At 39.4% G+C, this 25,272-nt stretch carries 18 protein-coding genes; 9 read left to right on the top strand and 9 right to left on the bottom strand.

Annotated elements, in window-relative coordinates:
* Positions 1–245: 245 nt before the first annotated feature.
* The 3 genes from PL8927_RS08875 to PL8927_RS08865 all read left to right on the top strand — a co-directional run bounded on the left by PL8927_RS08875 (position 246) and on the right by PL8927_RS08865 (position 2,245).
* Positions 246–449 carry a hypothetical protein gene (locus tag PL8927_RS08875; protein ID WP_331281810.1) on the top strand — a complete coding sequence of 68 codons (204 nt, stop codon included), beginning with the start codon at positions 246–248 and terminating at the stop codon, positions 447–449.
* Between the two features lie 176 nt (positions 450–625).
* Positions 626–1,528: an alpha/beta fold hydrolase gene (locus tag PL8927_RS08870; protein WP_083619923.1), complete on the top strand. Its 903-nt coding sequence runs from the start codon at positions 626–628 to the stop codon at positions 1,526–1,528.
* Between the two features lie 93 nt (positions 1,529–1,621).
* A complete protein-coding gene (locus PL8927_RS08865; protein WP_083619920.1) occupies positions 1,622–2,245 on the top strand; it encodes a Uma2 family endonuclease in 624 nt (207 codons plus the stop codon).
* A gap of 96 nt (positions 2,246–2,341) precedes the next feature.
* Here PL8927_RS08865 and ccmS read toward each other — a convergent pair whose 3' ends face one another.
* On the bottom strand, positions 2,342–2,773 hold the full coding sequence (gene ccmS / locus PL8927_RS08860) for a beta-carboxysome assembly chaperone CcmS (RefSeq protein WP_197047360.1): 432 nt from the start codon (positions 2,771–2,773) through the stop codon (positions 2,342–2,344).
* Between the two features lie 441 nt (positions 2,774–3,214).
* Between ccmS and PL8927_RS08855 the strand changes: the two genes are divergently transcribed.
* Together PL8927_RS08855 and PL8927_RS08850 are read left to right on the top strand one after the other, a co-directional pair.
* Positions 3,215–6,529: a Calx-beta domain-containing protein gene (locus PL8927_RS08855; RefSeq protein ID WP_083619914.1), complete on the top strand. Its 3,315-nt coding sequence runs from the start codon at positions 3,215–3,217 to the stop codon at positions 6,527–6,529.
* Positions 6,530–6,729: 200 nt separating this feature from the next.
* Positions 6,730–7,578, top strand: coding sequence for a M48 family metallopeptidase (locus PL8927_RS08850; RefSeq protein ID WP_083619911.1), 849 nt, complete (start codon positions 6,730–6,732; stop codon positions 7,576–7,578).
* A 73-nt stretch (positions 7,579–7,651) separates the two neighbouring features.
* On the opposite strand, the gene PL8927_RS08845 is transcribed toward PL8927_RS08850, so the two are convergent.
* Positions 7,652–9,673, bottom strand: coding sequence for an adenylate/guanylate cyclase domain-containing protein (locus PL8927_RS08845; protein ID WP_083619908.1), 2,022 nt, complete (start codon positions 9,671–9,673; stop codon positions 7,652–7,654).
* Positions 9,674–9,914: 241 nt separating this feature from the next.
* On the opposite strand from PL8927_RS08845, the gene PL8927_RS08840 reads away from it, so the two are divergent.
* Positions 9,915–11,141 carry a peptidoglycan-binding protein gene (locus PL8927_RS08840; RefSeq protein WP_083619905.1) on the top strand — a complete coding sequence of 409 codons (1,227 nt, stop codon included), beginning with the start codon at positions 9,915–9,917 and terminating at the stop codon, positions 11,139–11,141.
* A 14-nt stretch (positions 11,142–11,155) separates the two neighbouring features.
* Positions 11,156–12,466 carry a dicarboxylate/amino acid:cation symporter gene (locus PL8927_RS08835; RefSeq protein ID WP_083619902.1) on the top strand — a complete coding sequence of 437 codons (1,311 nt, stop codon included), beginning with the start codon at positions 11,156–11,158 and terminating at the stop codon, positions 12,464–12,466.
* 54 nt (positions 12,467–12,520) lie between these two features.
* Here PL8927_RS08835 and PL8927_RS08830 read toward each other — a convergent pair whose 3' ends face one another.
* Together PL8927_RS08830 and pckA are read right to left on the bottom strand one after the other, a co-directional pair.
* Entirely contained in the window at positions 12,521–13,294 is a 774-nt protein-coding gene (locus tag PL8927_RS08830; protein ID WP_083619899.1) for an aspartate/glutamate racemase family protein, read from the bottom strand.
* A 165-nt stretch (positions 13,295–13,459) separates the two neighbouring features.
* On the bottom strand, positions 13,460–15,187 hold the full coding sequence (gene pckA / locus PL8927_RS08825; RefSeq protein WP_083619896.1) for a phosphoenolpyruvate carboxykinase (ATP): 1,728 nt from the start codon (positions 15,185–15,187) through the stop codon (positions 13,460–13,462).
* Between the two features lie 592 nt (positions 15,188–15,779).
* Between pckA and PL8927_RS08820 the strand changes: the two genes are divergently transcribed.
* Positions 15,780–17,204: an NADP-dependent isocitrate dehydrogenase gene (locus PL8927_RS08820; protein ID WP_083619893.1), complete on the top strand. Its 1,425-nt coding sequence runs from the start codon at positions 15,780–15,782 to the stop codon at positions 17,202–17,204.
* A 113-nt stretch (positions 17,205–17,317) separates the two neighbouring features.
* Here the strand turns inward: PL8927_RS08820 and PL8927_RS08815 are convergent, their stop codons facing one another.
* From PL8927_RS08815 to PL8927_RS08795, 5 genes are all read right to left on the bottom strand, one after another.
* Positions 17,318–17,902: a hypothetical protein gene (locus tag PL8927_RS08815; protein ID WP_197047359.1), complete on the bottom strand. Its 585-nt coding sequence runs from the start codon at positions 17,900–17,902 to the stop codon at positions 17,318–17,320.
* Positions 17,871–18,740, bottom strand: a complete 870-nt coding sequence (locus PL8927_RS08810; protein WP_083619888.1) for a hypothetical protein — start codon at positions 18,738–18,740, stop codon at positions 17,871–17,873. Before PL8927_RS08810 ends, PL8927_RS08815 begins: the two co-directional genes overlap by 32 nt.
* A 7-nt stretch (positions 18,741–18,747) precedes the next feature.
* Entirely contained in the window at positions 18,748–19,368 is a 621-nt protein-coding gene (locus tag PL8927_RS08805; protein ID WP_083619885.1) for a nucleotide-binding protein, read from the bottom strand.
* Positions 19,369–19,461: 93 nt separating this feature from the next.
* Positions 19,462–20,004 carry a Uma2 family endonuclease gene (locus PL8927_RS08800; RefSeq protein ID WP_083620066.1) on the bottom strand — a complete coding sequence of 181 codons (543 nt, stop codon included), beginning with the start codon at positions 20,002–20,004 and terminating at the stop codon, positions 19,462–19,464.
* Between the two features lie 77 nt (positions 20,005–20,081).
* Positions 20,082–21,749, bottom strand: coding sequence for an efflux RND transporter periplasmic adaptor subunit (locus PL8927_RS08795; RefSeq protein WP_083619882.1), 1,668 nt, complete (start codon positions 21,747–21,749; stop codon positions 20,082–20,084).
* A 334-nt stretch (positions 21,750–22,083) separates the two neighbouring features.
* Here PL8927_RS08795 and ppc point away from each other — a divergent pair, with 334 nt between their 5' ends.
* Positions 22,084–25,188, top strand: a complete 3,105-nt coding sequence (gene ppc / locus PL8927_RS08790; RefSeq protein ID WP_083619876.1) for a phosphoenolpyruvate carboxylase — start codon at positions 22,084–22,086, stop codon at positions 25,186–25,188.
* Positions 25,189–25,272: the final 84 nt, after the last annotated feature.

Raw genomic sequence — 25,272 nt, 5'->3', positions numbered from 1 at the left:
TGCATCTACTATGTTGTTAGTATAACTTAAGTAGGGGTATAACCCCCCACTTTGCTTAACAAAGCGTAATAATTCTCAGAAAATAGGACAATTCCCTGTTCCCTGTTCCCTGTTCCCTGTTCCCTGCTATAAAGTGATTTCAATCACAGAGTATTTTCGGAGAAATCACCCAAGGAATGCAAATCAATCACTCCTGACATTCGGAAAATACGGGATGATAAAAGTGTCGAGTTCAATTTCTAACCATGATACCTACACTTAATCTCTTACCCGGTGCGATTATAGAAATGGTTGCGGTAACAGCCCATACCCATCGTTTAACCCAAGCTGACCGCTACGGATTAATGGCCGCGATTTTAGACGAATCCTTACCCGAAGAAGAACGGATGTGTGTTGATCGGATGTTGCGATTCTTTCTGCGCGGAAAAATTGAAATGGTTAATGAATGAAGTCTTTGCACTCGCCTAAATTCAAGATTAGAGTCCTATTTTGTGAACTCGACAAGCTTAAAATAGGGCTCTAATCTGCTGAGATGAATACAGCGATCGCAACACTACCCAAAACCCGATTTTAAAATATCAACACTATTTAGGTAGAATTAAATAGAAAATAATGGCTACCGAATATGTTTCCGAGTTTTCTACCCCAGTCTGTGCAACAGTTAACTGAATCTACGTCGATCGCCTTAGCTCAAAACCTCAAATATGAGGCAATTTCTACCCCTTTACGAGAGCAACCGATTCAAACTGCTTATATTCGTCAGGGGAATGGAGGAACCCCAATTTTATTAATTCATGGATTTGATAGTTCTCTTTTTGAATATCGGCGATTATTGCCTTTGTTAGCCACAGAACATCAAACTTGGGGGGTAGATATTTTAGGTTTTGGATTTACAGAACGTGGCGCAGAATTCCAGTTTAAGCGCTCGGAAATTATGACGCATTTATATTCATTTTGGGAAACCTTAATTAATCAACCTGTTATTTTAGTTGGGGCATCTATGGGGGGTGCAGTCGCGTTAGATTTTGCCTTATGGTATCCCGCAGCCGTGAAATCTATTGTATTATTAGATAGTGCTGGCATGAAACCAGGGCCAGTGATGGGGAAATTTTTATTACCTCCTTTTGATTATTTAGCCACAGAATTTTTAAGAAATCCTAAAGTTCGTCAAGCGATTAGTGAAAGTGCTTATTTTGATAAAACCTTTGCGTCTTTAGATGCTCAACTTTGTGCGGCTTTACATTTAGAAGCAATCGGTTGGAATCAAGCCTTAATTCGGTTTAGTAAAACCGGAGGATATGGAAAGTTTGGCAAGGAGTTAAATGATATTCAACAACCCACCTTGATTTTATGGGGAGATAATGATAAAATATTAGGAACGGCTGATGCCTATAAATTTGAAAAAGCCATTCCCCATTCTCAATTAATTTGGATTAAAAATTCGGGTCATGTTCCCCATTTAGAACAACCTCAAATTACAGCACAACATATTTTAGATTTTGCCAGAAATTCAACCTCCTGGGCATAGGTTAGGATAACCTCACCGGAGATCCTACCTCCGACAACTGGAGGAAGAGCAACAGTAGAGATATAATCTAAAAACAATCATTGAGGTGCGATCATGGTTATTACCCAAACCAGCCCACCAAACCTTACTCCAGAGACAAAAATCACTGGTTTCACTCCCGACGAGTATCGGGCAATTGAGGAAACTTCCGAAGAACGTCACGAATACTTTAATGGAGAAATAATCAAGATGTCGGGAGGTTCGGAAGTTCACAGTGCGATCGCAAGTAACTTGTTGATTTACCTAGGTTTTTTGCTGAGGGATACAGATTTTCGTTTGTATAATAGCGATTTGCGTGTTTGGATTCCCGAATATTCTTGCGGAACTTATACTGATTTGATGGTTGTTGATGGTCAACCCGAATTGAACAGCAATCGTACAGATGAGATCCTCAATCCTATTTTTATTGTTGAAGTCCTATCGCCTTCTACTGAGGCTTATGATCGGGGTGATAAGTTTAGAAAATATCGCTCTATTAGCAGTTTTAGAGAATATTTGCTCGTCAGTCAGACAGAACCCTATATTGAGCAATATTACAATCTTGAACACAACAGTAATGATCGCTGGCAATGGCAGGTTTATGATCGTTTAGATCAGTCAATTCGTCTCCATAGCTTAAATGTAGAATTTCCGGTGGCTGAAGTCTATCGTCGCATTAATTTTGAAATTAAATCGTAGAAACCATTCCTAAGCGAAAATAGCGGTTTAACTTAAGAAAGATTAGACGATAGTATAGCTTCAATTTTAGAGAAACACCCAAAACCCGATCAAGTTCTATAATTTTATCATTTGATTCATAGAATCTTCTAACTGTTTTAATAAACTATCAACATCTTTTCCCACCTGTTCAAAACAGTCAGGAGGAGTAGGATTAGATTCAAAATAAATTAAATGAACATGATCAAAACCAATTCCAATCATTAATACTTCTTTTTCCGGTTGATACCCATCTACAATTCCTAATATTTCTTGTAAGCGATTTTGAACGCTTTCATTGAGTTTTTCAAGGGCAGATTTCGGACAAGCAACAAAATGGGGGGTAGGTTTGAGATCAATTCCCAGAGTATCCGGTTGTTCTCCCCATTGTAAGTGTAAACCCCACGCTAAGGCGGCTAATTCCTGACGGTTAGCTTTCACAAACTGATCTAACTGACTTTGCCAACTTTGCTGTCCTAAATTGGGTTGATTGCTATCAAGTTTCATCATTATTTCAATACTGGTTTTCACTCAGATCCTATTTTAATCGGTTATGGGTCAATTGTCTCAAATTTTGTTAATCTCCGTCAATATACTGATGAACTATAGGCGAATTTTGAGAGACTGGGTTAACTTAATCCGTATTTTTGAGGAATTAGGGATGCAATTGATAACTCAGTATCCCTAAAAATACGGAAGTTTCAAAAATTGATGTATATTAACTCACCTTTAAAATAAATTATTCTGATGGGAAAAAACTAAATTTGAGGAACTTTTAACTCCTCAAACTTGTCTTTATTAGTCACAGAATTCCTTTATAAATCAGACTTTAACCGATCTTGACCTTTGCTAATTCTTGATCGAATTTAGTTTAAGATTTTCCTGATTAATTTGAGAAATCTTGAAAAAAATAGTATAGGTATTATGAGTTTTTGAGAGGAAAATTTGATCATGAGTCTTAACGATTATAATTCAGGAAATTTATTCTTCAGTTCGTCCCAGATAATAATTCCCGATCCTCAAACATTATCTTTTCCTTTAGGAATTAATGTTCCAGTGGGAAGAAATTCTACACCGATCACTGCTATGGAAATGAATTCTTTACCCACCGCTAATGCAGATTTAATTATAGGTACAGCCTTTGAGGATAATATTTTTGCTTTAGCTGGAAATGATACTGTTTATGGTTTAGAGGGAAATGATATTTTAGGAGGAAATCAACAAGCGGATCTAATTTTTGGAAATCAAGGAAATGATAGTCTTTATGGGGGTCAAGATCAGGATACTTTAGCAGGAGGTCAAGATTTGGATCGGATTTTTGGAGATGTGGGAAATGATCTAATTTTTGGCGATCGCGGTGAAGATACATTATTTGGAAATCAGGATAACGATATTATTTATGGGGGAAAAGAGAATGATTTCGTTACAGGAGGAGACGGTGATGATCAATTATTTGGTGATTTAGGAGATGATATTCTCTATGGAGATTTTGGCGCAGATACGATAACGGGTGGAGACGGAAATGATCTATTTTATATTGGGAAAACAATGGGAGGAGTCGCTCTGACTGATGCTGATATTATCGAAGATTTTAGCTTAAATCAAGATTCTATTGGATTATTAGAAGATTTGACTTTTAGCGGTTTGAATATTACTCAAGGAACAGGACAATATATCAATGATACGATTATTCAGGATAAAAATTCTAATGAATATTTGGCAATTCTCAAAAATGTAAATAGCAATAGTCTCACTTCTGATGATTTTATCTTCAAGGGTTCTGATCCGACCCCATCACCCACACCCGACCCAACGCCTGTACCGACTCCATCGCCAACCCCCGACCCAACTCCAATACCGACTCCATCACCCACACCAACCCCTGTACCGACCCCATCACCCACACCAACGCCTGTACCGACTCCAATACCGACTCCATCACCCACACCAACGCCTGTACCAACGCCATCACCAACGCCATCCCCTCTGAGTGTCTTAGCGTTTAGTGGTGCTAACTTTAGTGTTAATGAAAATGGAACATCTCAAGTCGATGTGAGTGTAACTCGGACAGGGAATAGTGTTGGAAATGTTGGAGTTACAGTTAATCTCAATAATAGCACAGCTACCGCACCAGATGACTATAATAATAGTCCCATTGCTGTTAATTTTACGGATGGAGATACAACCCCAAAAATTGTTACAATTCCCATTGTAGATGACTCCTTAGTTGAAGCAGATGAAACCATTGATCTCAGTTTCAGTAATATTATTGGGGATGCTGTATTAGGAACTCAATCGACTGCAACCTTAACGATTTTAGACAATGATGTCTTAACAAACCCTGGGACGTTAGCTTTTAGTATTGACAATATTGATATTAATGAAAACGCCGGGATAGCTACCGTTACTGTTAACCGCACGGGAGGAACTGATGGAATTGTTGGGGTAAATTATGCCACCAGTGATGGAAATGCGATCGCCGGAAATGACTATACTACCACATCAGGAACATTAACCTTTGCTGCGGGAGAAACCAGTCAAACCTTTGCAGTTAATATTCTCGATGATACCTTAGTTGAAGGGAATGAAACCTTTAATCTCAATTTAAGTAATATTACCGGAGGAGCAACATTAGGAACACTCACCACTTCTACTATCACAATTATCGAAAATGATCTTGCAAATTCGGGTATTATTGCCTTTAGTAGTGGGAATTTTAGTATTAATGAAAACGGGACACCCGTTAATACAATTACCATTAACCGCACGGGAGGAAGTAGCGGATTAGTTACAGCACAAATTACCCCAACGGATGGAACAGCAACGGCTATTTCAGATTATACCAATACTCCCCTAACGGTGACATTTGCTGATGGAGATACGACTCCAAAAACCATTATAATTCCGGTGATTGATGATACAATCTTTGAACCGACGGAAACCGTTAATTTAGGTTTAACCCTAACCACAGGAACCGCAATAGTTGGAACCCAAAACAGCGCCATATTGCAAATTATTGATAATGATTCGAGTGATAATCTCCAGTTAAATAGTGCCACCTATTTAGGAACTACTGGAAATGATAGTGCAGCATCGGTGGAAATTTCGCCCGTTGATCATAATATTATTGTGGCGGGTAATTTTAACGGTGTGGGAGAAATTCAACGGTTACAAAATGGGAATACAGCGCCCTTATCGAATACCCCGTTAGGCGGAGTTGTTAATGATTTAGATGTGGATCGAGATAGTGGGGAAATTGTGACCGTTGGGGATTTTGGAATTAAAGTTTATAACCCTACTGCTAATACGGTTTTATGGTCACAACCGGGTAATTTTAATCGAGTGGCGATCGCTAACGATGGTACAGTTGCTACCTTAAATAATAGTACAGATACCGTCAGCTTATGGAGTCCAACCGGAACCTTATTAACTAGCACAACCTTAACGGGAACTAATGTTAATCCGGCGGATATTACGATTGATCCAACAACAAAACAAGTCTTTGTTACGGGGTATAATCAAGTTAGCAGTATCTTACAAACTCCCTTTTTACGAGGGTTTGATTCTTCGCTCAATTTATTATGGAAAACCTGGGACTTTAGTGCTTCTGAAGTCACCGGACAAAACTTAGGTGCAGATACACGGGGAGAACGGATTACCATTGGTCAAGATGGCGGACTTTATTTCTTAGGAAAAACCGACGGCGGAAATAACGTTTTTCAACGCAATGGTCAAACCATTACCCAACCCTTAGCCACCCTGGTTAATGTAGATTCTTTTAATAATTTCTCCGGTGCGGGTGCGGGGTCTTTCACCTTTCATAGCAAAATTAATCCGAATACGGGAACAATAGATCAAGGTCAATTTATTGTCACCCGCACCAGCACAGGCGCAAATAGTTTTACCCCCAATTCCATTACTGCTGATGAATTTGGTAATGTATATATAGGAGGATCTTCCGCATTTCAAGTGCAAAATCGTCCCTCTAAAACCATTAATAGTCAACCTGTTGGTGCTTATACCTTGGGAGAAATGGCCGTGTTAGGATTATCGGCTGATTATACTGTCCGAAAATTCTGGACTCCCTTAACCCAAACGGGTGACGCAGATGGCGCTAAAGGAAGTGTGAATGGTTTTACCGTTGCGAGGGGTCAAGCGGTAATTTTGGGAACAGTAACACAACCCTCTGTTCCCACAACAACTAATGCGATTAATCCTAATCCATTAGGAGGAAATGATGCTTATTTAGCCACTTGGTCGGTTTAGCTCAGAAACCGGATTTCCAGAAACCGGGTTTCTCCATAAAACTTGATGGAGACTCACAGATAACGGTTAGAAACCCGGTTTCTTAGACTCTCAGAGATAATCATCAGAAACCTGGTTTCTAGGATCTGCGTCTATAGATTAGAATACACTCCCACTTTTATTTTCTACCTCTAACCTGTGAATTCTCACACGCACTCACTATGTTAAAACGCTTTTCAATTAGCCGATCTTGGCGTCATCGTTGGTTGTATCCTTTGGTTTCAATAACCATTACTCTGAGTATTTTATTGAGTTCAACGGTTGCTACTTTAGCAATTCCTTTACCAGAGTTGATTTTTCGCGGAATTCAAGTTATCCAATTATCGAATTTATCAGCCCGTCAGGAAGTAGCAATTGGAGAACAAATTAATGAAGAATTACTCACCAAGCAAGTTAAATTATTTCGTAACCCAGAAGCTCAAAACTATATTAATCAAATTGGTCAACGTTTAGCTCAAGCCAGCGATCGCCCTAATATTCCCTATACTTTTCAAGTGATTGATGATCGCAATGTTAATGCCTTTGCCACAATGGGAGGGTTTGTTTATATTCATACTGGGTTAATTGCCGCCGCCGATAATGAAGCGGAATTAGCCAGTGTTATGGCTCATGAAATCGGACATATTGTAGGTCGTCATGCGATTAAACAAATGCGTCAATCTGCCGTTGCTGCGGGGGTGGCGACGGTCGCCGGAGTAGATCGAAATAAAATCGTTCAAATTGGGGTGGAACTCGCCTTAAACCGTCCTAAAAGTCGTGAAGCTGAATATGAAGCCGATCGCCTGGGTTTAGGAACATTAATTCGTGCAGGTTATTCTCCACGAGGTGCTGTAGATTTTATGGCTAAACTATTAACAAGTGGGTCTCCTCCAACGATTATTAGCACTCACCCCGCTACCCGCGATCGCATTTCTGCAATGCAACAAATGTTAGATCCAAGTATTATTAATTCTGGGGAGGGATTAGATAGCAATTCCTATCGCGCCACCGTTGAACGAATTTTATCTTAATCAAATTAATTGCCACATTAAGTGCCTTGAATGAAAGTTCAGGGCACTTTTAATTCCCTCCATTGCTCAGGATTTAGGGATTGATTTTGTCCCTTATTTCTGTAGAAATTACAGAAGAAACTTCTGTTTTTTTCCAATCTAAAACCGCATAAACTTCTACAGCTTTTTGGCGACCTTTGACTTTAACTTCCCCTAAATTTTTCAGCAGAATATGATGATGTTCTTCAATCGCAGCAGCCGTTGATTCATTAATTAAAATGCTATATTCAGGATATTCTTTAGTTAAGGTTTCCAAACGCGCAGCTACATTCACCGCATCACCAATTACGGTATATAATAACCGTTCTAAGGAGCCAATTTGTCCCGCAACCACTTCTCCGCTACTAATCCCAATTCCCGCATGAATTGGAACTTCACCGCGTAGAATTCGCCGTTGATTCAGTTCTTCTAAACGTTCACGCATGGTTAAAGCCGCCGCCACTGAACGCCATTCAGTCTCGGCTGGGGATAACGGTGCGCCAAAAATAGCAACAATTGCATCCCCAATAAAATTATTGACATATCCTCCCCAAGGACGAATCGCTGCGGTCATTTCTGTTAAATATTCATTGAGAAATGCGACAACTTCTTGCGGTTTCATTTCTTCCGATAGAGTAGAAAAATTGCGAATATCACTAAATAAAACCGATACCCAACACAGTTCTCCTCCTAATTGTAATTGACCTTGTAATAATTTTTCTCGCACTTCGGGCGAAACCACACGACCAAAAATATCCCGTTCTCGTTCTCGTTCTCGCAGTCCCACAATCATCTTATTAATCGCCTGGGCTAAAACTTCTAATTCTTGACAGGTTTGAATCTCCAGTTTTTCCACGTCTAAATCACCATTTTCAACGCGATGGGTTACTTTCTTGATCAGTTTAATCGGTTTAATAAAAAATTGATCACTCACAATAATCCCTAAACTTGTGGTTCCGATAATTAATGTGGTGATAAATAAGAGTAAAATTTTATTGTTTCTTTTGATTTCTCCCGTATATTTATCTTCAGGGATAACCGTTCCCACTAACCAATCTAATTGATTCATGGGAGTTAGAGAAATATAATAAAATTTAGCATTTTCTGGATTTTGGTAGAGCCAGCGCCGAGAATTTTTAATTGTTTTTAAGTCAATATTATGCGCTTTTAAACTTCGGTTAGCAAGCTGAAAATTAGGGTTTTTAGAAAGTTTTAAAGGCTTCAGTTGTGGTTGATCTTGACCTGTGATTTGAATGGGAGAATGTTCATTGGGGTCAGTAGAAGCAATCATTTCTCCTTTAGAGTTAATCACGAAAACCGAAATATCTGATCGACCCTTTTGTTGTTGTTTTTGTAAACGCAAAGAAATTTGTTTCAATTCAAAACCCACACCAATAACTCCTAATAGTTCATCCCCTTGATAGAGGGTAATATTAGAATCAATACCGGGGGTATTGGTAGACCGATAAACATAGACTGTCCAAGCGGCTTTACCCGGTGTTTTCATAGCATCTCGATACCAAGGACGAGCCGGGGTATACCAGTTGGGTTCTTCAATTTGGGTGGTTTTGATCAATTGCAGTTCTTGTCCCAGTAATTGATAAAAATCCGTTGTTTTAAGGGTTAATTTTTGTTCTTCATTCCATTGACGAAAATGCAGATTAAATAGATTGGGGTTGTCAATTGTATTTGTCACCCGTTGGGCTCCAATATAATCCCCATTCGGATAGGCAAACTGAACAAAACTAAAGCTAGGATTAGATTGTAGAAGACTGAGAAAAAAACGATCCCGTTGTTGAGGATCATTAATATCAACTAAATTTCGAGTGACCGCACTACTAATAAAACTTTGGGTAGAGTAAACATCCTGGAATAAATCAAAGAATTCTTTTGAAGTTGATAGGACAATTTCTTCATTAATTTGAGTGACAATTTTGTCAACATTATTTTTAGCCGTAAAAAACCATGAAAGATAAACAATTGCTGTTGTAAAACTGATCGTAAAAACAATAAAACCCGTTAACATTGTTCGTAACGTTATACTGGTCTTAATTCCCTGGTTTTTTATGACTTTCATATTGATCTAGTTATAAAACGCAGTCAGTTTAAAGGTTTTCTTTTTGACCCTGTTTGCACTAAGTTAGTGACAGAGCGAGAGAGATTAGGATATAAGAGTTTTAAAGTAGATGCTTCAGTTGTAGTCGGATTCTCTAAAATAGAGAACCTGATTGATTAATATATATTACCCTGAAAAACTATAAATTTCATGAAGAATAGTACAATCAGAGCAAAATCAAATGTAAAGTGTGGACACTAATATGTCAAATCCTCAAATTAGGAAACGGACAGTCCTCAATTTCATCGGGATTGTTTTTTGTTTAGCAGCTATTGTAGCGACCCTGATAGCAACGGGAGATTCTGCAATTTCAACCCGCAACATTTTATCGAATAAAACCCTAGAAAAAACTGCTGAAATCAAGGCAATACCTGTCACTTTGCAATCGAAACCGGAGCAAGCTGTACTTACTTTTAACAGTCAGGGAAAGGACATTATCGACTTACAAACTCAATTAAAAAAACGAGGATATTATCTCGGTGCATTGGATGGAATTTATGGAGAAGGGACACAAGAGGCTGTTTATAATTTTCAACTCAGTATGGGCTTAGAGACAACGGGGACAGTTGATCCTCAAACCAGAGAATTCCTCCAACTCAATAATAGCACCAGTAGCAATGATCCTATACCCGTTATGGGATTAACAACTGCTGCTGTTGGTTTGTCGCCCGACCTGCAAACCATTGTAGATCGAGGGGAGTTAATTGTTGCGGTTCTCGGAATTGATGTTGCGCCATTTTTTGCTAAAAATCAACAGGGTGATTTAATCGGGTTAGATATTAAAATAGCTCAAGATTTAGCAACGGCTTTAGGCGTTTCTCTTAAATTCAATCGCACTGCTAAAACCTTTAATGATGTAGTAGATATTGTGGATTTGCGAGAAGCCGATTTAGCAATTTCTAAATTAAGTCAAACCTTAGCTAGAGCTAAAAAAGTTTTATTTTCTAGTCCCTATTTAACCTTAAGGCATGGTCTATTAATCAATCGTTTACAATTGGCAAAAGCTTCTAAAGGAAAAGATACTGTTGATTTTTTAAAGAACTTTGAAGGAAAAATTGGGGTAATTAAAGGATCATCCTATGTAGGATTTACCCAAGAAAAATTTCCCCAGGCTCAAATTGTTGAATTCACTACTTGGGAGGATGTGATTTCAGCCGCGATGCGTGGGGATGTTTTAGCCGCTTATCGGGATGAGTTAGAAGTGAAAAAAATTATTTTCAATCAACCTAATGTCGCCTTGAATTTTAAAACTGTTGCTCTAACCGATACTCAAGATCCGATTTCTATTGCCTTTCCTTGGTCAAGTAGACATCTTTTTGAATTTGTTAATCTCTATTTAGGCTTAAACAAAGTTAACTATACTGTGGATAGTCTGATTGAAGAATATTCTGATACTTTTGGAAAACCCCAAAAAACAAAACACCAATAAAGGTCACTCTAAAAATGTTCAAAAAATATTTTAATTGTCGTCACTTATTTAAAATATTGGGTCATCCATTAGCCCTTGTTCCTGCAATTATATTAGGGCTTTACTTTGGGATATTTCAAAAACAAATTTCTGTTTTTTTTACACCCTTTGGGAATTTGTATTTAGCTTTATTAAAAATGTGTGTTTTGCCGATTTTATTTTCAGCAACGACCATGAGTGTTGGTCAGTTAATTAAAAGTCAAGACACGGAGAAATATATTAAACGGATTCTACTGGTTTTTTCGGTTGGCTTGTTAGCCTGTGGCATTATCGGCGTGATTATGGCTGTAATCACCAATCCCGGCGGAAATTTAGATGAATCAACATTGACGGCTTTAGGAGTAATTGTTAATTCATCAGAACTAGATTTAGAAGTTTCCTTGAGTAGTGATACTCCTAAACCGAAAGAAGAGTCTATGCTGATCACATTTTTATTTAACTTGATTCCTGATAATATATTTTCGGCTTTGAGCGAAGGTAATACCTTAAAGGTTTTATTTTTCTCAATTATTTTTGGGGTGGCTTTAGGGTCAGTCAAAGAATCTTCAGCGAGCTTTTTTGTTTTACTGGATACTCTTTATAAAGGTTCAAAAAAATTAATTGATTGGCTGATTATTATCTTACCTTTTGGCTTATTTTGCCTTCTTTCTAGTCAAATCGCTAAAACGGGATTCGGAATTGTTTTGGCTATGGGTAATTTTGTCGCTGTGACAATTTTCACCTATATCTTAATTTATTGCCTGAGTACCCTTGTAATTTCTAAACAAGCGCATACCTCTTTCCAAAATGTTTGTGTAGGCTTACAAGAACCGACCTTATTAGCCTTAGCAACTCGCAGCAGTTTTTCCTGTTTGCCTTCTTGTATTTCCTCCTTAACAACAATCCTAAAGTTTGATATTCATACGGTTGATTTAGTCATTCCCTTAGCAATTACAGTTTGTCGGTTTGGTTCTGTAACCTATTTTGCTATATGTTCTGTTTTTATTGCCCAATTGTACCATACATCGTTAAATTTATCTAGCTTTTTTATTATTATTATAGCCTCTATTTTTGCAGGAATGGCAACAGCAGGAACAACCGGAGTTTTAACCCTAACGTTATTAGATTTAGTCTTAAAACCATTAGGATTACCCTTAGAAGCTGTGTTAGTTCTGTTAATTGCCATTGATCCAATTATTGATCCCTTCCGCACGTTGGGTATTGTTCATACCGCGATCGCCTCAACCGCAGCAATTGCTGATCATCAATCTTCAGTTCCTCAAATGCAGGAATTAGCAGAATTTTAGGGGTGTAATTTGTCTCATTTACAGCATCAAAATAATTGAAATTTGGGCAAAAACTCAAGTATAAATAATTGGAATTTGGCAATATCCCCAGGCTAAATCTAACGTAATTTGAGCAATAATAGTCATCGGGTCAACCCAGATTAAAGGTAAGGATTTTAAATAATTAAAACCTACAGAAAGTTCTGTACATCCAGCAATCACTAATTCTGCACCCTGATCTGCTAACCAATTAGTCGCATCAACTAAAATTTCTAAAGCTTGTGCTGAGACTTCAATTCCTGTGGCTTTAATCCCCCAAATCGGGTGATAAATAGCATTCATGATCTGGTTTTGCAATTCTGAGTCTAAGGAGGGTTCAATTGTCGTTAGTCCTAATCCCATTAAACTTTTACGATAAAGTTGGGATTTGAGTGTTCCTGTAGTTGCTAAAACTCCAATGTTTTGATATTGAGGATAATGGAGTTGAATAAATTGTGTTGTAGACTCCATCAAATGAATCCAAGGAATCTCTAATTGCGATTGAACTTGTTCATAAAACCCATGGGACGTATTACAAGGAATTACTAAAAAATCAGCCCCGGCGGTTTGTAAAATTTTGCCATATTTAACTAACCAGGGAGTACAATTTTCCGCCTCTCCGATAATACTTTGGGTACGATTCGGAATATCAGTAGCATTAATTAAAAACCATACGGGATGATCTTGATCGCAACAAGCACCTCTGGCTTGGTTTAAGTCAATCAGGCGGCGTTCCAATTCAATATGAGCAAGAGGGCCTAACCCGCCAATAATCCCTGGAATTGCTCGTTGTTTGCTCGGTTCTTTCATAAACTGAAATCTTGTCATTTTATTGCTTAAACAGAACCTTAAGGTCACTAAACCGGACAAACTTAATTAGATTTCATATTAATAAAACCCCTAAGACATAAAAACCCCCTATGCGTTAATTGCACGGGGGTAAAATCGGATTAATTTATAAGAATGGAATTTAACTTAATCCAGATTTGGTTGAGCCTCCAGAACACTTTCAGGAACCCCTTCAAATTTCTTGAAGTTGTCTACAAATAACTGGGCTAATTGTTTGGCTTGTTTTTCATAAGCTTGAGGATTTTTCCAGGTTTTCACGGGATCTAAAATTTCCGAGGGAACCCCTGGAATAGTTTCGGGAACTAAGACTTTAAAAATCGGATGGGGATGGAAAATCACGTCATCTAAGGTTCCATTCACCGCCGCCGACACCATTGCACGAGTATAGGCGATCGGAACTCGTTGTCCGACTCCGTAGGCTCCCCCCGACCATCCTGTATTAACTAAATAGACGTTGGTTTCGGGGTGTTCTTCTAAACGTTTACCCAATAATTTCCCATACACCGACGCGGCTAAGGGTAAGAAACATTTGCCAAATCCAGCCGAAAACGTGGCTTCTGGGTCTTTAATTCCTCGTTCTGTTCCGGCGACTTTGCTGGTATAACCCGACATGAAGTGATACATCGCCTGTTCTTTCGTCAGTTTGGCAATCGGAGGTAACACACCAAAGGCATCTGCTGTTAAGAAAATTATCGTCTTCGGATGACGACCAATACCCGGAATCACCGCATTAGGAATATAGTCTACCGGATAGGCAACACGGGTATTTTCCGTTAAACTGCCATCATCATAATCAGGAAAACGGGTGTCATGATCTAAAACCACATTTTCCATTAACGCACCAAAGCGAATCGCATCCCAAATTTGGGGCTCTTGTTCCCGACGCAGTTTAATCGTTTTGGCATAACAACCGCCTTCAAAATTAAACACCCCATGGTCTGACCAGCCATGTTCATCATCTCCAATTAAATAGCGTTGGGGGTCAGCCGAGAGGGTGGTTTTTCCGGTTCCTGATAAGCCAAAAAATAGGGCGGTGTGTCCGTCTGCATCCATATTTGCAGCACAGTGCATCGGTAAAACATCCGCTTTGGTCATGAAGTAATTCATCAGGGAAAATACGGATTTTTTGATTTCTCCGGCGTATTTAGAACCCCCAATAATTACCATTTTTTTGGATAAATTTAGAACGATAAAGGCTTCACTATTAATCCCATCATCTTCAGGATCTGCGTGTAACCCTGGAACCGCAATTACGGTAAAATCAGCGTGATGGGTTTTGAGTTGTTCAGCACTAGGACGAATAAATAGTTGTTGAGCAAATAAACTTTGAGAAGCTCGTTCTGTAATCACTCGAACGCCATATTGATATTGAGGATCAGCACCCACATAACCATCAAAAATATATAAATCCCGTCCTTGAACATAAGACCGCACCCGCCGAAATAATCGATCAAAATTAAATTCCGGGATAGGAACATTCATTTTGCTCCAGTGAATTTCATCCCGGCTTTCGGGTTCATCCACAATATATTTATCATGGGGTGAACGTCCAGTATATTTTCCGGTTTTCACACATAATGCTCCATTGGCGGCGAGAATTCCTTCTGCACGGGCAATGGAATGTTCAACTAAAGTCGGAATCGGTAAGTTACGATAAACGTGACCGAGGTTTCTGAGTCCTAATTCTTCTAATCCATAATGAGGTAATTCTAATAGAAGCGGTCGTTCTGGATATTTTGGGGGCGTATTATTGGTGGGAAAAGCACCTTGCTGATCAGCTAATCGACTATGAATTAAAGTGGAGGAAGACACATCTTGATAGACATTACGATTCACGGCGTCGGTAGTTTCCATAGTTTGAGTCTCCAGTAGATAAGCAGTAGATGTAAAATTTTATGAGATTGACCTTAAGGAAAAAGGGTAAAAAATTGAGACAATATTGAATTGACAAACTCGGTTTGAGTGGAGTTACTATTCTCCAACTGATTCGTCTCATCTCCGGGTTTAGGTTGCTAGTCTAACAATTGAAATACAGCAGAATGGATTGCTGTTATCTGAATATTCAGAAAGAAATAACGAGTTTGATATTTGATCTCTAGTTTAACCCTTTATCGATCTCTAATTCAGATCCGATTGAAAGTTAATTGATTTATATGAACTTTCGCTACTAATCATCATACACAGTTTTGATTTTTTGAATATTAATTTTCTTTAAAGGTTGTTTGTATTTTCTTGTCAGTTGTTTAAGAAATGATGCTAACGTGCAGCTTTTGCATCAAAATCTTATATTTGCTCAAAAATGTCAGGATTTCTTGATATATAGGGGCAAAAAATAACCTGCTTCTCTTGATTTTACCAAAAAAACTAAAATTTTTCAGGAAACAGTGAGGATGAGTGTAAACAATCATGACAGAATAGGGAGCATTGTTATCCGCATCTTAGGAATATGTACCAGAAAATTACTCCACCCACCACAGGCGAGAAAGTTACCTTCAAAAACGGCGAACCCATTGTCCCTAACAATCCGATTATTCCTTTTATCAGGGGAGATGGTACAGGGATTGACCTGTGGCCAGCAACGGAGAAAGTGTTGGACGCGGCTATTGCAGCATCCTACGGAGGTCAGCGTCAAATTAGTTGGTTTAAAGTCTACGCCGGAGACGAAGCCTGCGAACTCTACGGCACTTATCAATATTTACCCGAAGACACCACCACCGCCATCAGGGAATATGGGGTTGCGATTAAAGGGCCGTTAACCACGCCTATTGGGGGCGGAATTCGGTCTTTGAATGTGGCTTTACGACAAATTCATGATCTGTATGCCTGTGTTCGTCCCTGTAAATATTATACCGGAACTCCTTCCCCCCACAAAACTCCTGAAAAATTAGACGTGATTATCTATCGGGAAAATACCGAAGATATTTATTTAGGAATTGAATGGCGTCAGGGAACAGAAATCGCTGAAAAATTAATTCATTTTCTGAATACTGAGTTAATTCCGGCGACTCCTGAACATGGGAAAAAACAAATTCGCCTCGATTCTGGAATTGGGATTAAACCGATTAGTAAAACAGGTTCTCAACGGTTAGTTCGTCGTGCCATTTTTCAAGCTTTGCGTCTGCCTAAAAATAAACAAATGGTGACGCTGGTGCATAAAGGCAATATTATGAAATACACCGAGGGAGCTTTCCGAGATTGGGGTTATGAACTGACAACAACGGAATTCCGCAACGAATGTGTTACCGAACGGGAATCTTGGATTTTAGGGAATAAAGAAAAGAATCCCGATCTTTCTTTAGAAGATAATGCCAAGATGATTGAACCGGGTTATGATTCCCTAACGCCTGAGAAAAAAGCCGAAATTTGTCAAGAAGTGGAAGGGGTTCTCAACGCTATTTGGGAAACTCATGGTGAGGGGAAATGGAAGGAAAAAATTATGGTCAATGACCGGATTGCTGATAGTATTTTCCAACAAATTCAAACTCGTCCTGATGAATATTCTATCCTGGCTACCATGAATTTAAACGGGGATTATTTATCGGATGCTGCTGCTGCTATGGTCGGAGGTTTAGGCATGGGGCCAGGAGCAAATATTGGGGATGAATGTGCGATTTTTGAAGCCACTCATGGGACTGCACCTAAACACGCGGGATTAGACCGAGTTAACCCTGGTTCTCTGATTTTATCGGGGGTGATGATGTTAGAATATATGGGTTGGCAAGAAGCGGCAGACTTAATTAAAAAAGGGTTAAGTGGTGCGATCGCCAATCAAGAAGTCACTTATGATTTAGCCCGATTAATGGAGCCTCCCGTTGCACCGTTGAAATGTTCAGAATTTGCCGATGCTATTATTAAGCATTTTGATGATTAATGAAGGATTAAATCCTTAAGATATCCAATATTGATGGGTGTTGTAAAACTTTTACGCACAGTGTTTTTACAACACCCATTTATGGGTAAAAAAGTATTGCGTTATCAAGTAATTTAGATCTCAGAAGTAATATATTCTCGCAGGCTAACTCGAAGTTTTTCTGCAAGATCACCAACTACAAATTCGATCTCCTGACAGGATATATTTCCACTTAATAAATCTTCTAATAAAATATGGCATAAATCCATATTATTATTATTGTGTCGTTGCAACTCAGATTCAGCATCTGGACAAAGCCCACTTGCAGTAACAATCACACCCGCAAACATTCCTTCACGCCTTAAGTTTTCTACAAAAGCGTTAATGGTATCCCTTTTAAAGCAGTTTCGTTCAATCTTAATATTAAAACCTGCTTGAGCTTCAACCGACTCAAATTCGCTGTTGGCAATGCTGACGGGGAATTGTGAGCCATCAGGTTTCCGTTTCAACTTTTCTGTAATCACACGTTGTCTGATGAGAATTGGAATCCTTCCATCTATGCCTCCGTCAGCAGTACCACGCCGACGAGGTAATCCTGTAGCTTGTGGAGTTGGGTCGCCTCCTAAAGCACGAACAATTCGGTTTCCAATCTCCGTTTTTTGGACTGGCTTACGAGAAATTAAATTTTCAACTAGCTCTCTTTGTAGTTTTCCCATCATTATTACCTAGTGTTTTTTTTAATAAATTAATACACAAACGAAATACTGTGTTAATAGCATCTTCTACAGTAGCCAGAGGCCCTAGAGCATTTTCAGGGTAGATTTTGGAGTATAAAATTTTCACCATCCATTGAGGAATATCAGTCTGTTGCAAATTGTTTTCAGTCTGACTTTGAGATGATTGAGATACTATGTTTAGTAGTTGGCTAATAGGTGTTTGATCGAAGTGATCAATAATGCTTGGCTCAATATTTATGTAATGCCCTGAAGTCATAGCAAATGCAGTTTCAATTAACTTTACTGAGGATTCCGTACATAGATAGCTCCTTAATTGATTTAATAAGTCTTGATCTAATCGTTCAACATAAAATCTTATAGTTACATGAGTTACATTCCCTGAAGATTCTCGAATTTTGTTGTTAAGAGTCTCAGTTATATTTTTGAATATGACGTTAATAGCATCTTCTACAGTCACAAAATTTTGATGATTCGTAGAGTAGATTTCGGTGCTGCCTACAATTAGCACTATCCATCGAGGAACATCAACTTTTTGTAATTTTTTTTCAGTTTCACCTTGAAGTCTCTGAGATATGATATTTTCGAGTTTTTTAGCAGGCTTATATTTGATTTGGCTAATAATGGCTTTATCAATATCCATGTAATACCCACAAGTTAAAGCCAATGCAGTTTCAATTAACTTTTCTGATGCTTTCGTGCATAAATAGATACCTAATTGGTTTAATAAGTCTTGATCTAACTGTTGAGTAGAAAATCGTATAGTTATATTGTCTAAGTGATTTTTTACATTGTTGCTTAGAGTTTCAGTTAGCTTTGACATGATTTTTTTAAATCCCAAGTTCAGAGAGAACAGAATGCAAAGTTTTTGAGAAAACTTCATCAGATGTAAAATCGAACGGAGATAAATTTACAAATGGCAACCATTGATTTGACAAAAATTCATCAATAGCAGCAGCCTCAACTTGTTTATATACTTGCTGGTAAAGTTGTTCATAATTATCATTATGATGGCGATTATTTACTACAATTCTTGCTCTTGGAACCAAGTTAGCTACAAGACCAAAATTTAAAAGGGATGCAGTTTCCTCTACTATATCTTCTACCCCAACCTGATCATCAGGTACAATTGGAATGATCAATCGCCAACTTCGTTGTGTTACAACAGTAGCAGGAACTTCGTAGTAGTCATCAGTATCAGCAACTAGAAAATCGTAATCTGATGCTCCTGAAAAAGAATCGGGTAAAGGCTCTGTTTCTCGAATATCGATTTTATTGGTACTGTTATTGAAGTAACTGGTAGATTGCAAAAACCTTGCCATGCGGCTTCTCCCTGCAAGATCTAAAGCCCAAACACGTTTGTTTTGCTGGGCAAGCAGTAGAGCAATATTCGTTGCTACTGTTGTTTTTCCTACTCCGCCCTTAGTTGCATTGACGACTATCTTGATCACTGTACTTTATTCCTCTGGTAATGTAATCCATTTCTGGATTAGGCTAGTAATAAACGTACCTTAAGTTTGTAAACAATAAATATTATAGCTCAATTAACCGAATAATTGATTAATTTCAAGACTAAATCCTAATAAAATAATTTGTGTATTAATAATATCGCCGGATTTAAACGCTAAGGTTTGATTTTCTGTAATAATTAAAACGCGATGATTCTCTGGAAACACTAACCAAACTTCCTGACAACCGGACTCTAAATATTCACTGGCTTTAGCAAATAAATTCTCCGCCGCATCACTGGGAGACACAATTTCAGCTAGGAGTGGGGGACTTTGGGGTAAGGTGGGAAACGCGCCAAATTCTGTTAATAATTCGGCTGTGAGATAGGACACATCAGGACGTCGCCCTTGTTTTAAGGTGCGACAGGGAAGAGAAGTTAAAATTTCGCCTCCTTGTTGCGATTGATCGATATAATTTCCCCAATAGAAAGATAACCTGGATTGAATTCGACTATGTTTGATTGTGATTCCGGTTGACTCCAGGAGTTGTCCATCCACCCACTCTTGATGATCGGGAGGATTCGCCATAAAATCTTCTAGGGAAAAGGTTTCTGTTTCTGTGACAGTTGCGATCGCCATATTCATTCATTCGCCTTTGCAGGACTGACCAATATAATTATATCAAAATCTGGGTTAAAAACCCAGTTTTTTAACTCCTACTTATTGATTTTACCTTTGAAAATATCCTCTAATTTTTGTCCCTTGGGTAACTCAATAAAAACCCGATCTCCGGTTTGTAATCCTTTTAAAACTTGAATTTGATTCCCGATTTGGGAACCCACAGTAACGGGGTGAAATTCCGGTTTATTGTTTTCATCGGGAAGTAAAACCCCCGCTTGACCTTTATTGGTAACAATAGCAACGGTGGGAACCACTAACGCTTGTTTAAGTTTCTCCCCAATAAAGCGTAAATCCACATTCATTCCCGACTGAAGTTGATCTTTTCCGGTTTCGATGATAATTCGAGCTTGAAATAAGGTGACATCCCGTTCTTTTACTGCTTCTGGTGCAATAATATTAACTCGACCTTTAAATACTTGATCGGGATAAGAATCGGCAATAATTTCAACAGGTTGATTCGGTTTAATTTGTGCAATATCCGCCTCTGGAATTTTAGCTAAAACTTCTAAATCCTTTGCTAAGGCTACAATAGAAGTCGAGGTGGCAGAAGTAGCATCGGAAGCCGAAGTTGCTGGAGTTACAAACGCCCCTTCAACGGCATAACGTTGGGTAATAATTCCTGAAAACGGAGCGCGAACTTTCGTATCTTCCAATTGCACTTGATAAAATTTGACTTGACCTTTGGCTTCATCAACTTCAGCTTTAGCGGCGGCAATTTCCTCAGAACGAGTGCCATTTAATAACTGATTTAATTTACTTTCAGATTCAGCGAGTTCTGCTTCTGAGCGATCAATTTCTTCAGAACGAGGGCCATTTTCTAATTGATTTAAAGCTTGGCGTTCTTGTTCTACATTAGCTCGTAGTTGTTGAATTTGCGATCGCCGACTTTGTTGTAATTGTTCTAAGCGTTTTTCCGTTTCATTTTGTACCGCTTGTAACCGTCGTTCATCGCGTAAATATTCATCTAATTTATCCTGAGAAATTGCCCCTTCTCCTTTTAAATCTTGATAGCGTTGTACTCGTTCTGATGCTAATATTAATTCGGCTTTATTCGCATCAATTCGAGCTTGAGCCTGGGCAATTTCATCATTCAAACTCCCTGACTCAGCATCTTTTAAACGAGCTTGAGCTTCCCTTAAACGAGCTTGACCTTGAGCAATTTCTTCGGGACGAGTTCCGGCTCTCAGTTGAGCTAAATTGGCTTTAACTTGATTTAACCGAGCTTGAGCTTGATCAATTTCTTCCGGTCGAGTTCCGGTTTGCAGTTTCTCTAAATTAGCCTGAGATCGATCTAAACGAGCTTCAGCTTGGATGAGTTGGGCTTCAATTTCAGCACTTTCCATCCGCGCCACAATATCTCCGGCTTGGACAATATCCCCCTGTTCCACATATAATTGCGCTAACCGTCCTTGGGTTTTGGGACTGAGGTTGACCCGACGGACAGGTTGAACTAAGCCACTGGCGGTGATTTTAACCGTTAAATCCTTGGCTTCCACAGGAACCGTGAGGGCGGTGATGGTATCTGGATTGACTTGAGTGCGACTCTTGGCGAAATAAAACGTGGCTGGAAGGGTCAACAATCCTGTAGCCAAGAGTGCGATAATCCAGGGTTTCCATCGCCGTTGGGGCACTTCAGCAAACTGAACGGGATGTTTAACCTCACCATTACGTTGTGCAGTTTCCTCTTTTGGGCTAGTTAACATGACAAATGCGGGTGCGGGTTGATTAACAACAGAATCAGCCGTTAAGTCTCGGACATCGATTCTGTCAGTATATCAATTCTAACTATTCTCGTTAATATTTCTTGACACTTCTCTAACTTTCATCGAATGTAGGGAAAAAATCGGGGGGAGCGTCCTCGCTTCCTTGGCCTTAACCGCCAACCACCAACGGCCAACCACCAACCCCCCTCTATTTATCAATAAATGATTAAATTTACTTAAAACGGTTGTGGATTTGACTGCAAGGTTCCGTGTTTTGGGAGAAATTAAGCCATACAATAAATTCCATATTATCGCAACACAGGAACAGACCATCATGAGTTCACTGCTCCAATCCTCCGAACAGGTTCCAAACACGGTCGTTTCATCAAACCCACCGACTACCACCTCGGATTTGTTTTTGCGGAATCGTCTCAAAATTATCGAGGACGTTTGGGAGTCCGTCCTCCGCCAAGAGTGCGGCCAACAGCTTGTGGACTTACTCCATCAATTAGGAGCCATGACTTCACCCGAAGGACAAGCCGCCGAGTTCCAAGGCTCCGATGCTCTCAAATTAATCGAACAGCTTGATATTAACCAAGCCATTCGTGCGGCGCGGGGGTTTGCGTTATATTTTCAACTGATCAATATCGTTGAGCAGCATTATGAACAACGGGAGCAACAACTGGCTTATACCCACTCTAAAGGTAAAGGTAAGTTATCGACCTCCCCGATTAAGTCAATGTCTACCTTTGAATCTCGGAATCAGCGTTTTTCCGATGAGCAAGAAAGCCCAATTCCTGGCGCGAATGTCACCAATTACACCGAACAGGAGCGGGAGTTAGCCACATTCCATTCCCTGTTTCCGATGTTACGACAGTTGAATGTTCCCGCCCAAAAAATCCAACGGTTATTAAATCAGCTTGATGTTCGCATGGTGTTTACGGCGCACCCGACGGAAATTGTTCGCCACACAATTCGGACAAAACAGCGTCGGATTGCCACTATCCTAGAACAACTCGATCAAGTTGATGAAAGTTTTGGCGGATTGAGAACCGAAGAATTAGGGGAATCTTCGATCATGTCCGAATGGACAGAAGAACTTCATGAAAACTTAACCGAAGAAATTCGTCTCTGGTGGCGTACCGATGAACTGCATCAATTTAAACCCACAGTTCTCGATGAGGTGGATTATTCCCTACACTATTTCCAGGAAGTTATATTTGATACCATTCCTCAACTCTATAAGCGCTTAAAACACGCTCTGCACGTTTCTTTCCCTTACCTAAAATTACCTAAATATGATTTTTGTAAATTTGGATCATGGGTGGGTGCAGACCGAGATGGAAATCCATCGGTGACACCGGATGTAACCTGGAAAACTGCTTGTTATCAGCGTCATGTTGTCATGGAAAAATATATTGAAGCGGTTAAACGCCTCAATCGGTTATTAAGTTTATCCTTACATTGGAGTGATGTTCTTCCCGAATTATTAGAATCTTTAGATCGAGATCAAGGACAATTACCAGAAATCTATGATCAAACGGCAATTCGCTATCGTCAAGAACCCTATCGTTTAAAACTATCTTATGTTCAAAAACGCTTAGAAAATACCCGCGATCGCAATTGGCAAATGTACAATAATGCTGAGTTGTCTCGCATCCGAGAGCGTCTAGTTCCTGACCATGAAGCGAGTAAACTCTACCGATCTGATGAGGATTTCTTAGGGGAGTTAAAACTGATTCAACGCAACCTAGAAGAAACGGGAATGACCTGTCAAGAACTGGAAAATCTCATCTGTCAGGTGGAAGTATTTGGATTTAGTTTGGCTCGGCTGGATATGCGTCAGGAGTCTTCAATTCACTCCAACGCCCTGAACGAAATTGTTAACTATCTGCAACTGTTACCTAAATCTTACAATGATCTTTCTGAAGCAGAAAGATGTGTTTGGTTAGCAACTGAATTACAAACCCGCCGTCCTTTAATTCCCACAGAATTACCCTTTTCTGAAAAAACCTGCGAAACTATCAACACTTTTAGAGTGATGCGGGAGTTACAGCAGGAGTTTGGGCCCCATATTTGCCAAACCTATATTATTAGTATGAGCAATGAAGCCAGTGATGTTCTGGAAGTATTGCTCTTGGCAAAAGAAGCGGGACTCTATGACCCGGCTACAGGGGCAGGTAACGTCATGGTAGTGCCTCTGTTTGAGACGGTTGAAGACCTCAAACGCGCTCCCCGTGTGATGACGACTTTGTTTGAATTACCGCTTTATCGGGCGATGTTAGGGGGGGGTTATGAACAATATCAACTCGTTTGTGATGATCCTGACCAATCTTTACAAGAGATTATGTTAGGGTATTCTGATAGTAATAAAGATTCGGGTTTCTTGAGTAGTAATTGGGAAATTCATAAAGCTCAAAAAGCCTTACAAAAGGTTTCTGAATCTTATAAAATTGGTCTTCGTATCTTTCACGGACGGGGGGGGTCTGTCGGTCGAGGAGGGGGCCCTGCTTACAAGGCGGTTTTAGCTCAACCGGGTAGAAGTATTAACGGGAGGATTAAAATTACTGAACAGGGGGAAGTTCTGGCTTCTAAATATTCTCTCCCACAGTTGGCTTTATTCAATTTAGAAAGTGTGACAACCGCCGCAATTCAAGCCAGTTTACTCCATAATGGTTTTGATGAGATTGACCCCTGGAATCAAATTATGGAAGAATTGGCAATGCGATCGCGCAGCCACTATCGGGAGTTAATATATGAACAATCCGATTTAGCTGAATTTTTCCATCAAGTCACCCCCATTCAAGAAATTAGTCAACTGCAAATTAGTTCTCGTCCCGCCCGTCGCAGTGGGGATAAAAAGAAAGATATTTCGGGTTTAAGGGCAATTCCTTGGGTCTTTAGTTGGACACAAAGCCGCTTTTTACTACCTTCTTGGTATGGGGTGGGAACAGCTTTACAGGAGTTTATTAATGACGAACCCCAGGAGCAGCTAAAACTATTGCGCTATTTCTATTTGAAATGGCCGTTCTTTAAAGTGGTGATTTCTAAGGCGGAAATGACCTTAGCTAAGGTGGATATGGAAATCGCCCATCACTATGTTCGGGAGTTAAGTCATCCCGACGATAAAGAACGGTTTGAGGTTTTATTCCAACAAATTGCTCAGGAATATTATCTCACCGTGCAGTTAGTCCAACAAATTACCGGACATCAACGATTATTAGAAGATGATCCGGTTTTACAGCGTTCGGTGCAGTTACGCAATGCCACAATTATTCCTTTAGGTTTATTACAAGTTGCCTTGTTAAAACGGTTACGTCAACACGGAAAATCCGTTGCTTCTGGTGTTGTTCATTCCCGTTATAGCAAAGGAGAATTACTCCGAGGGGCGCTATTAACCATTAATGGAATTGCCGCTGGAATGCGAAATACGGGTTGATTTTTGTTAACGGTTGACGGTTAATTGTTAACCGTTGACCGTTGACCGTTGACCGTTGACCGTTGACTGTTTAAAAATAACAGT

The organism is Planktothrix serta PCC 8927, assembly GCF_900010725.2.
In the GTDB taxonomy this organism is placed as follows: Bacteria; Cyanobacteriota; Cyanobacteriia; order Cyanobacteriales; family Microcoleaceae; genus Planktothrix; species Planktothrix serta.
Note: the sequence above shows the minus strand (reverse complement) of the source record. Positions and strands in the feature narration are given on the sequence as shown.

Bases quoted from the DNA above. Each gene is read 5' to 3' on its own strand.
- PL8927_RS08875 (WP_331281810.1), top strand. From the start codon at position 246: ATGATACCTACACTTAATCTCTTACCCGGTGCGATTATAGAAATGGTT.
- PL8927_RS08870 (WP_083619923.1), top strand. From the start codon at position 626: ATGTTTCCGAGTTTTCTACCCCAGTCTGTGCAACAGTTAACTGAATCT.
- PL8927_RS08865 (WP_083619920.1), top strand. From the start codon at position 1,622: ATGGTTATTACCCAAACCAGCCCACCAAACCTTACTCCAGAGACAAAA.
- ccmS (WP_197047360.1), bottom strand. From the start codon at position 2,773: ATGATGAAACTTGATAGCAATCAACCCAATTTAGGACAGCAAAGTTGG.
- PL8927_RS08855 (WP_083619914.1), top strand. From the start codon at position 3,215: ATGAGTCTTAACGATTATAATTCAGGAAATTTATTCTTCAGTTCGTCC.
- PL8927_RS08850 (WP_083619911.1), top strand. From the start codon at position 6,730: ATGTTAAAACGCTTTTCAATTAGCCGATCTTGGCGTCATCGTTGGTTG.
- PL8927_RS08845 (WP_083619908.1), bottom strand. From the start codon at position 9,673: ATGAAAGTCATAAAAAACCAGGGAATTAAGACCAGTATAACGTTACGA.
- PL8927_RS08840 (WP_083619905.1), top strand. From the start codon at position 9,915: ATGTCAAATCCTCAAATTAGGAAACGGACAGTCCTCAATTTCATCGGG.
- PL8927_RS08835 (WP_083619902.1), top strand. From the start codon at position 11,156: ATGTTCAAAAAATATTTTAATTGTCGTCACTTATTTAAAATATTGGGT.
- PL8927_RS08830 (WP_083619899.1), bottom strand. From the start codon at position 13,294: ATGAAAGAACCGAGCAAACAACGAGCAATTCCAGGGATTATTGGCGGG.
- pckA (WP_083619896.1), bottom strand. From the start codon at position 15,187: ATGGAAACTACCGACGCCGTGAATCGTAATGTCTATCAAGATGTGTCT.
- PL8927_RS08820 (WP_083619893.1), top strand. From the start codon at position 15,780: ATGTACCAGAAAATTACTCCACCCACCACAGGCGAGAAAGTTACCTTC.
- PL8927_RS08815 (WP_197047359.1), bottom strand. From the start codon at position 17,902: ATGATGGGAAAACTACAAAGAGAGCTAGTTGAAAATTTAATTTCTCGT.
- PL8927_RS08810 (WP_083619888.1), bottom strand. From the start codon at position 18,740: ATGTCAAAGCTAACTGAAACTCTAAGCAACAATGTAAAAAATCACTTA.
- PL8927_RS08800 (WP_083620066.1), bottom strand. From the start codon at position 20,004: ATGGCGATCGCAACTGTCACAGAAACAGAAACCTTTTCCCTAGAAGAT.
- PL8927_RS08795 (WP_083619882.1), bottom strand. From the start codon at position 21,749: ATGTTAACTAGCCCAAAAGAGGAAACTGCACAACGTAATGGTGAGGTT.
- ppc (WP_083619876.1), top strand. From the start codon at position 22,084: ATGAGTTCACTGCTCCAATCCTCCGAACAGGTTCCAAACACGGTCGTT.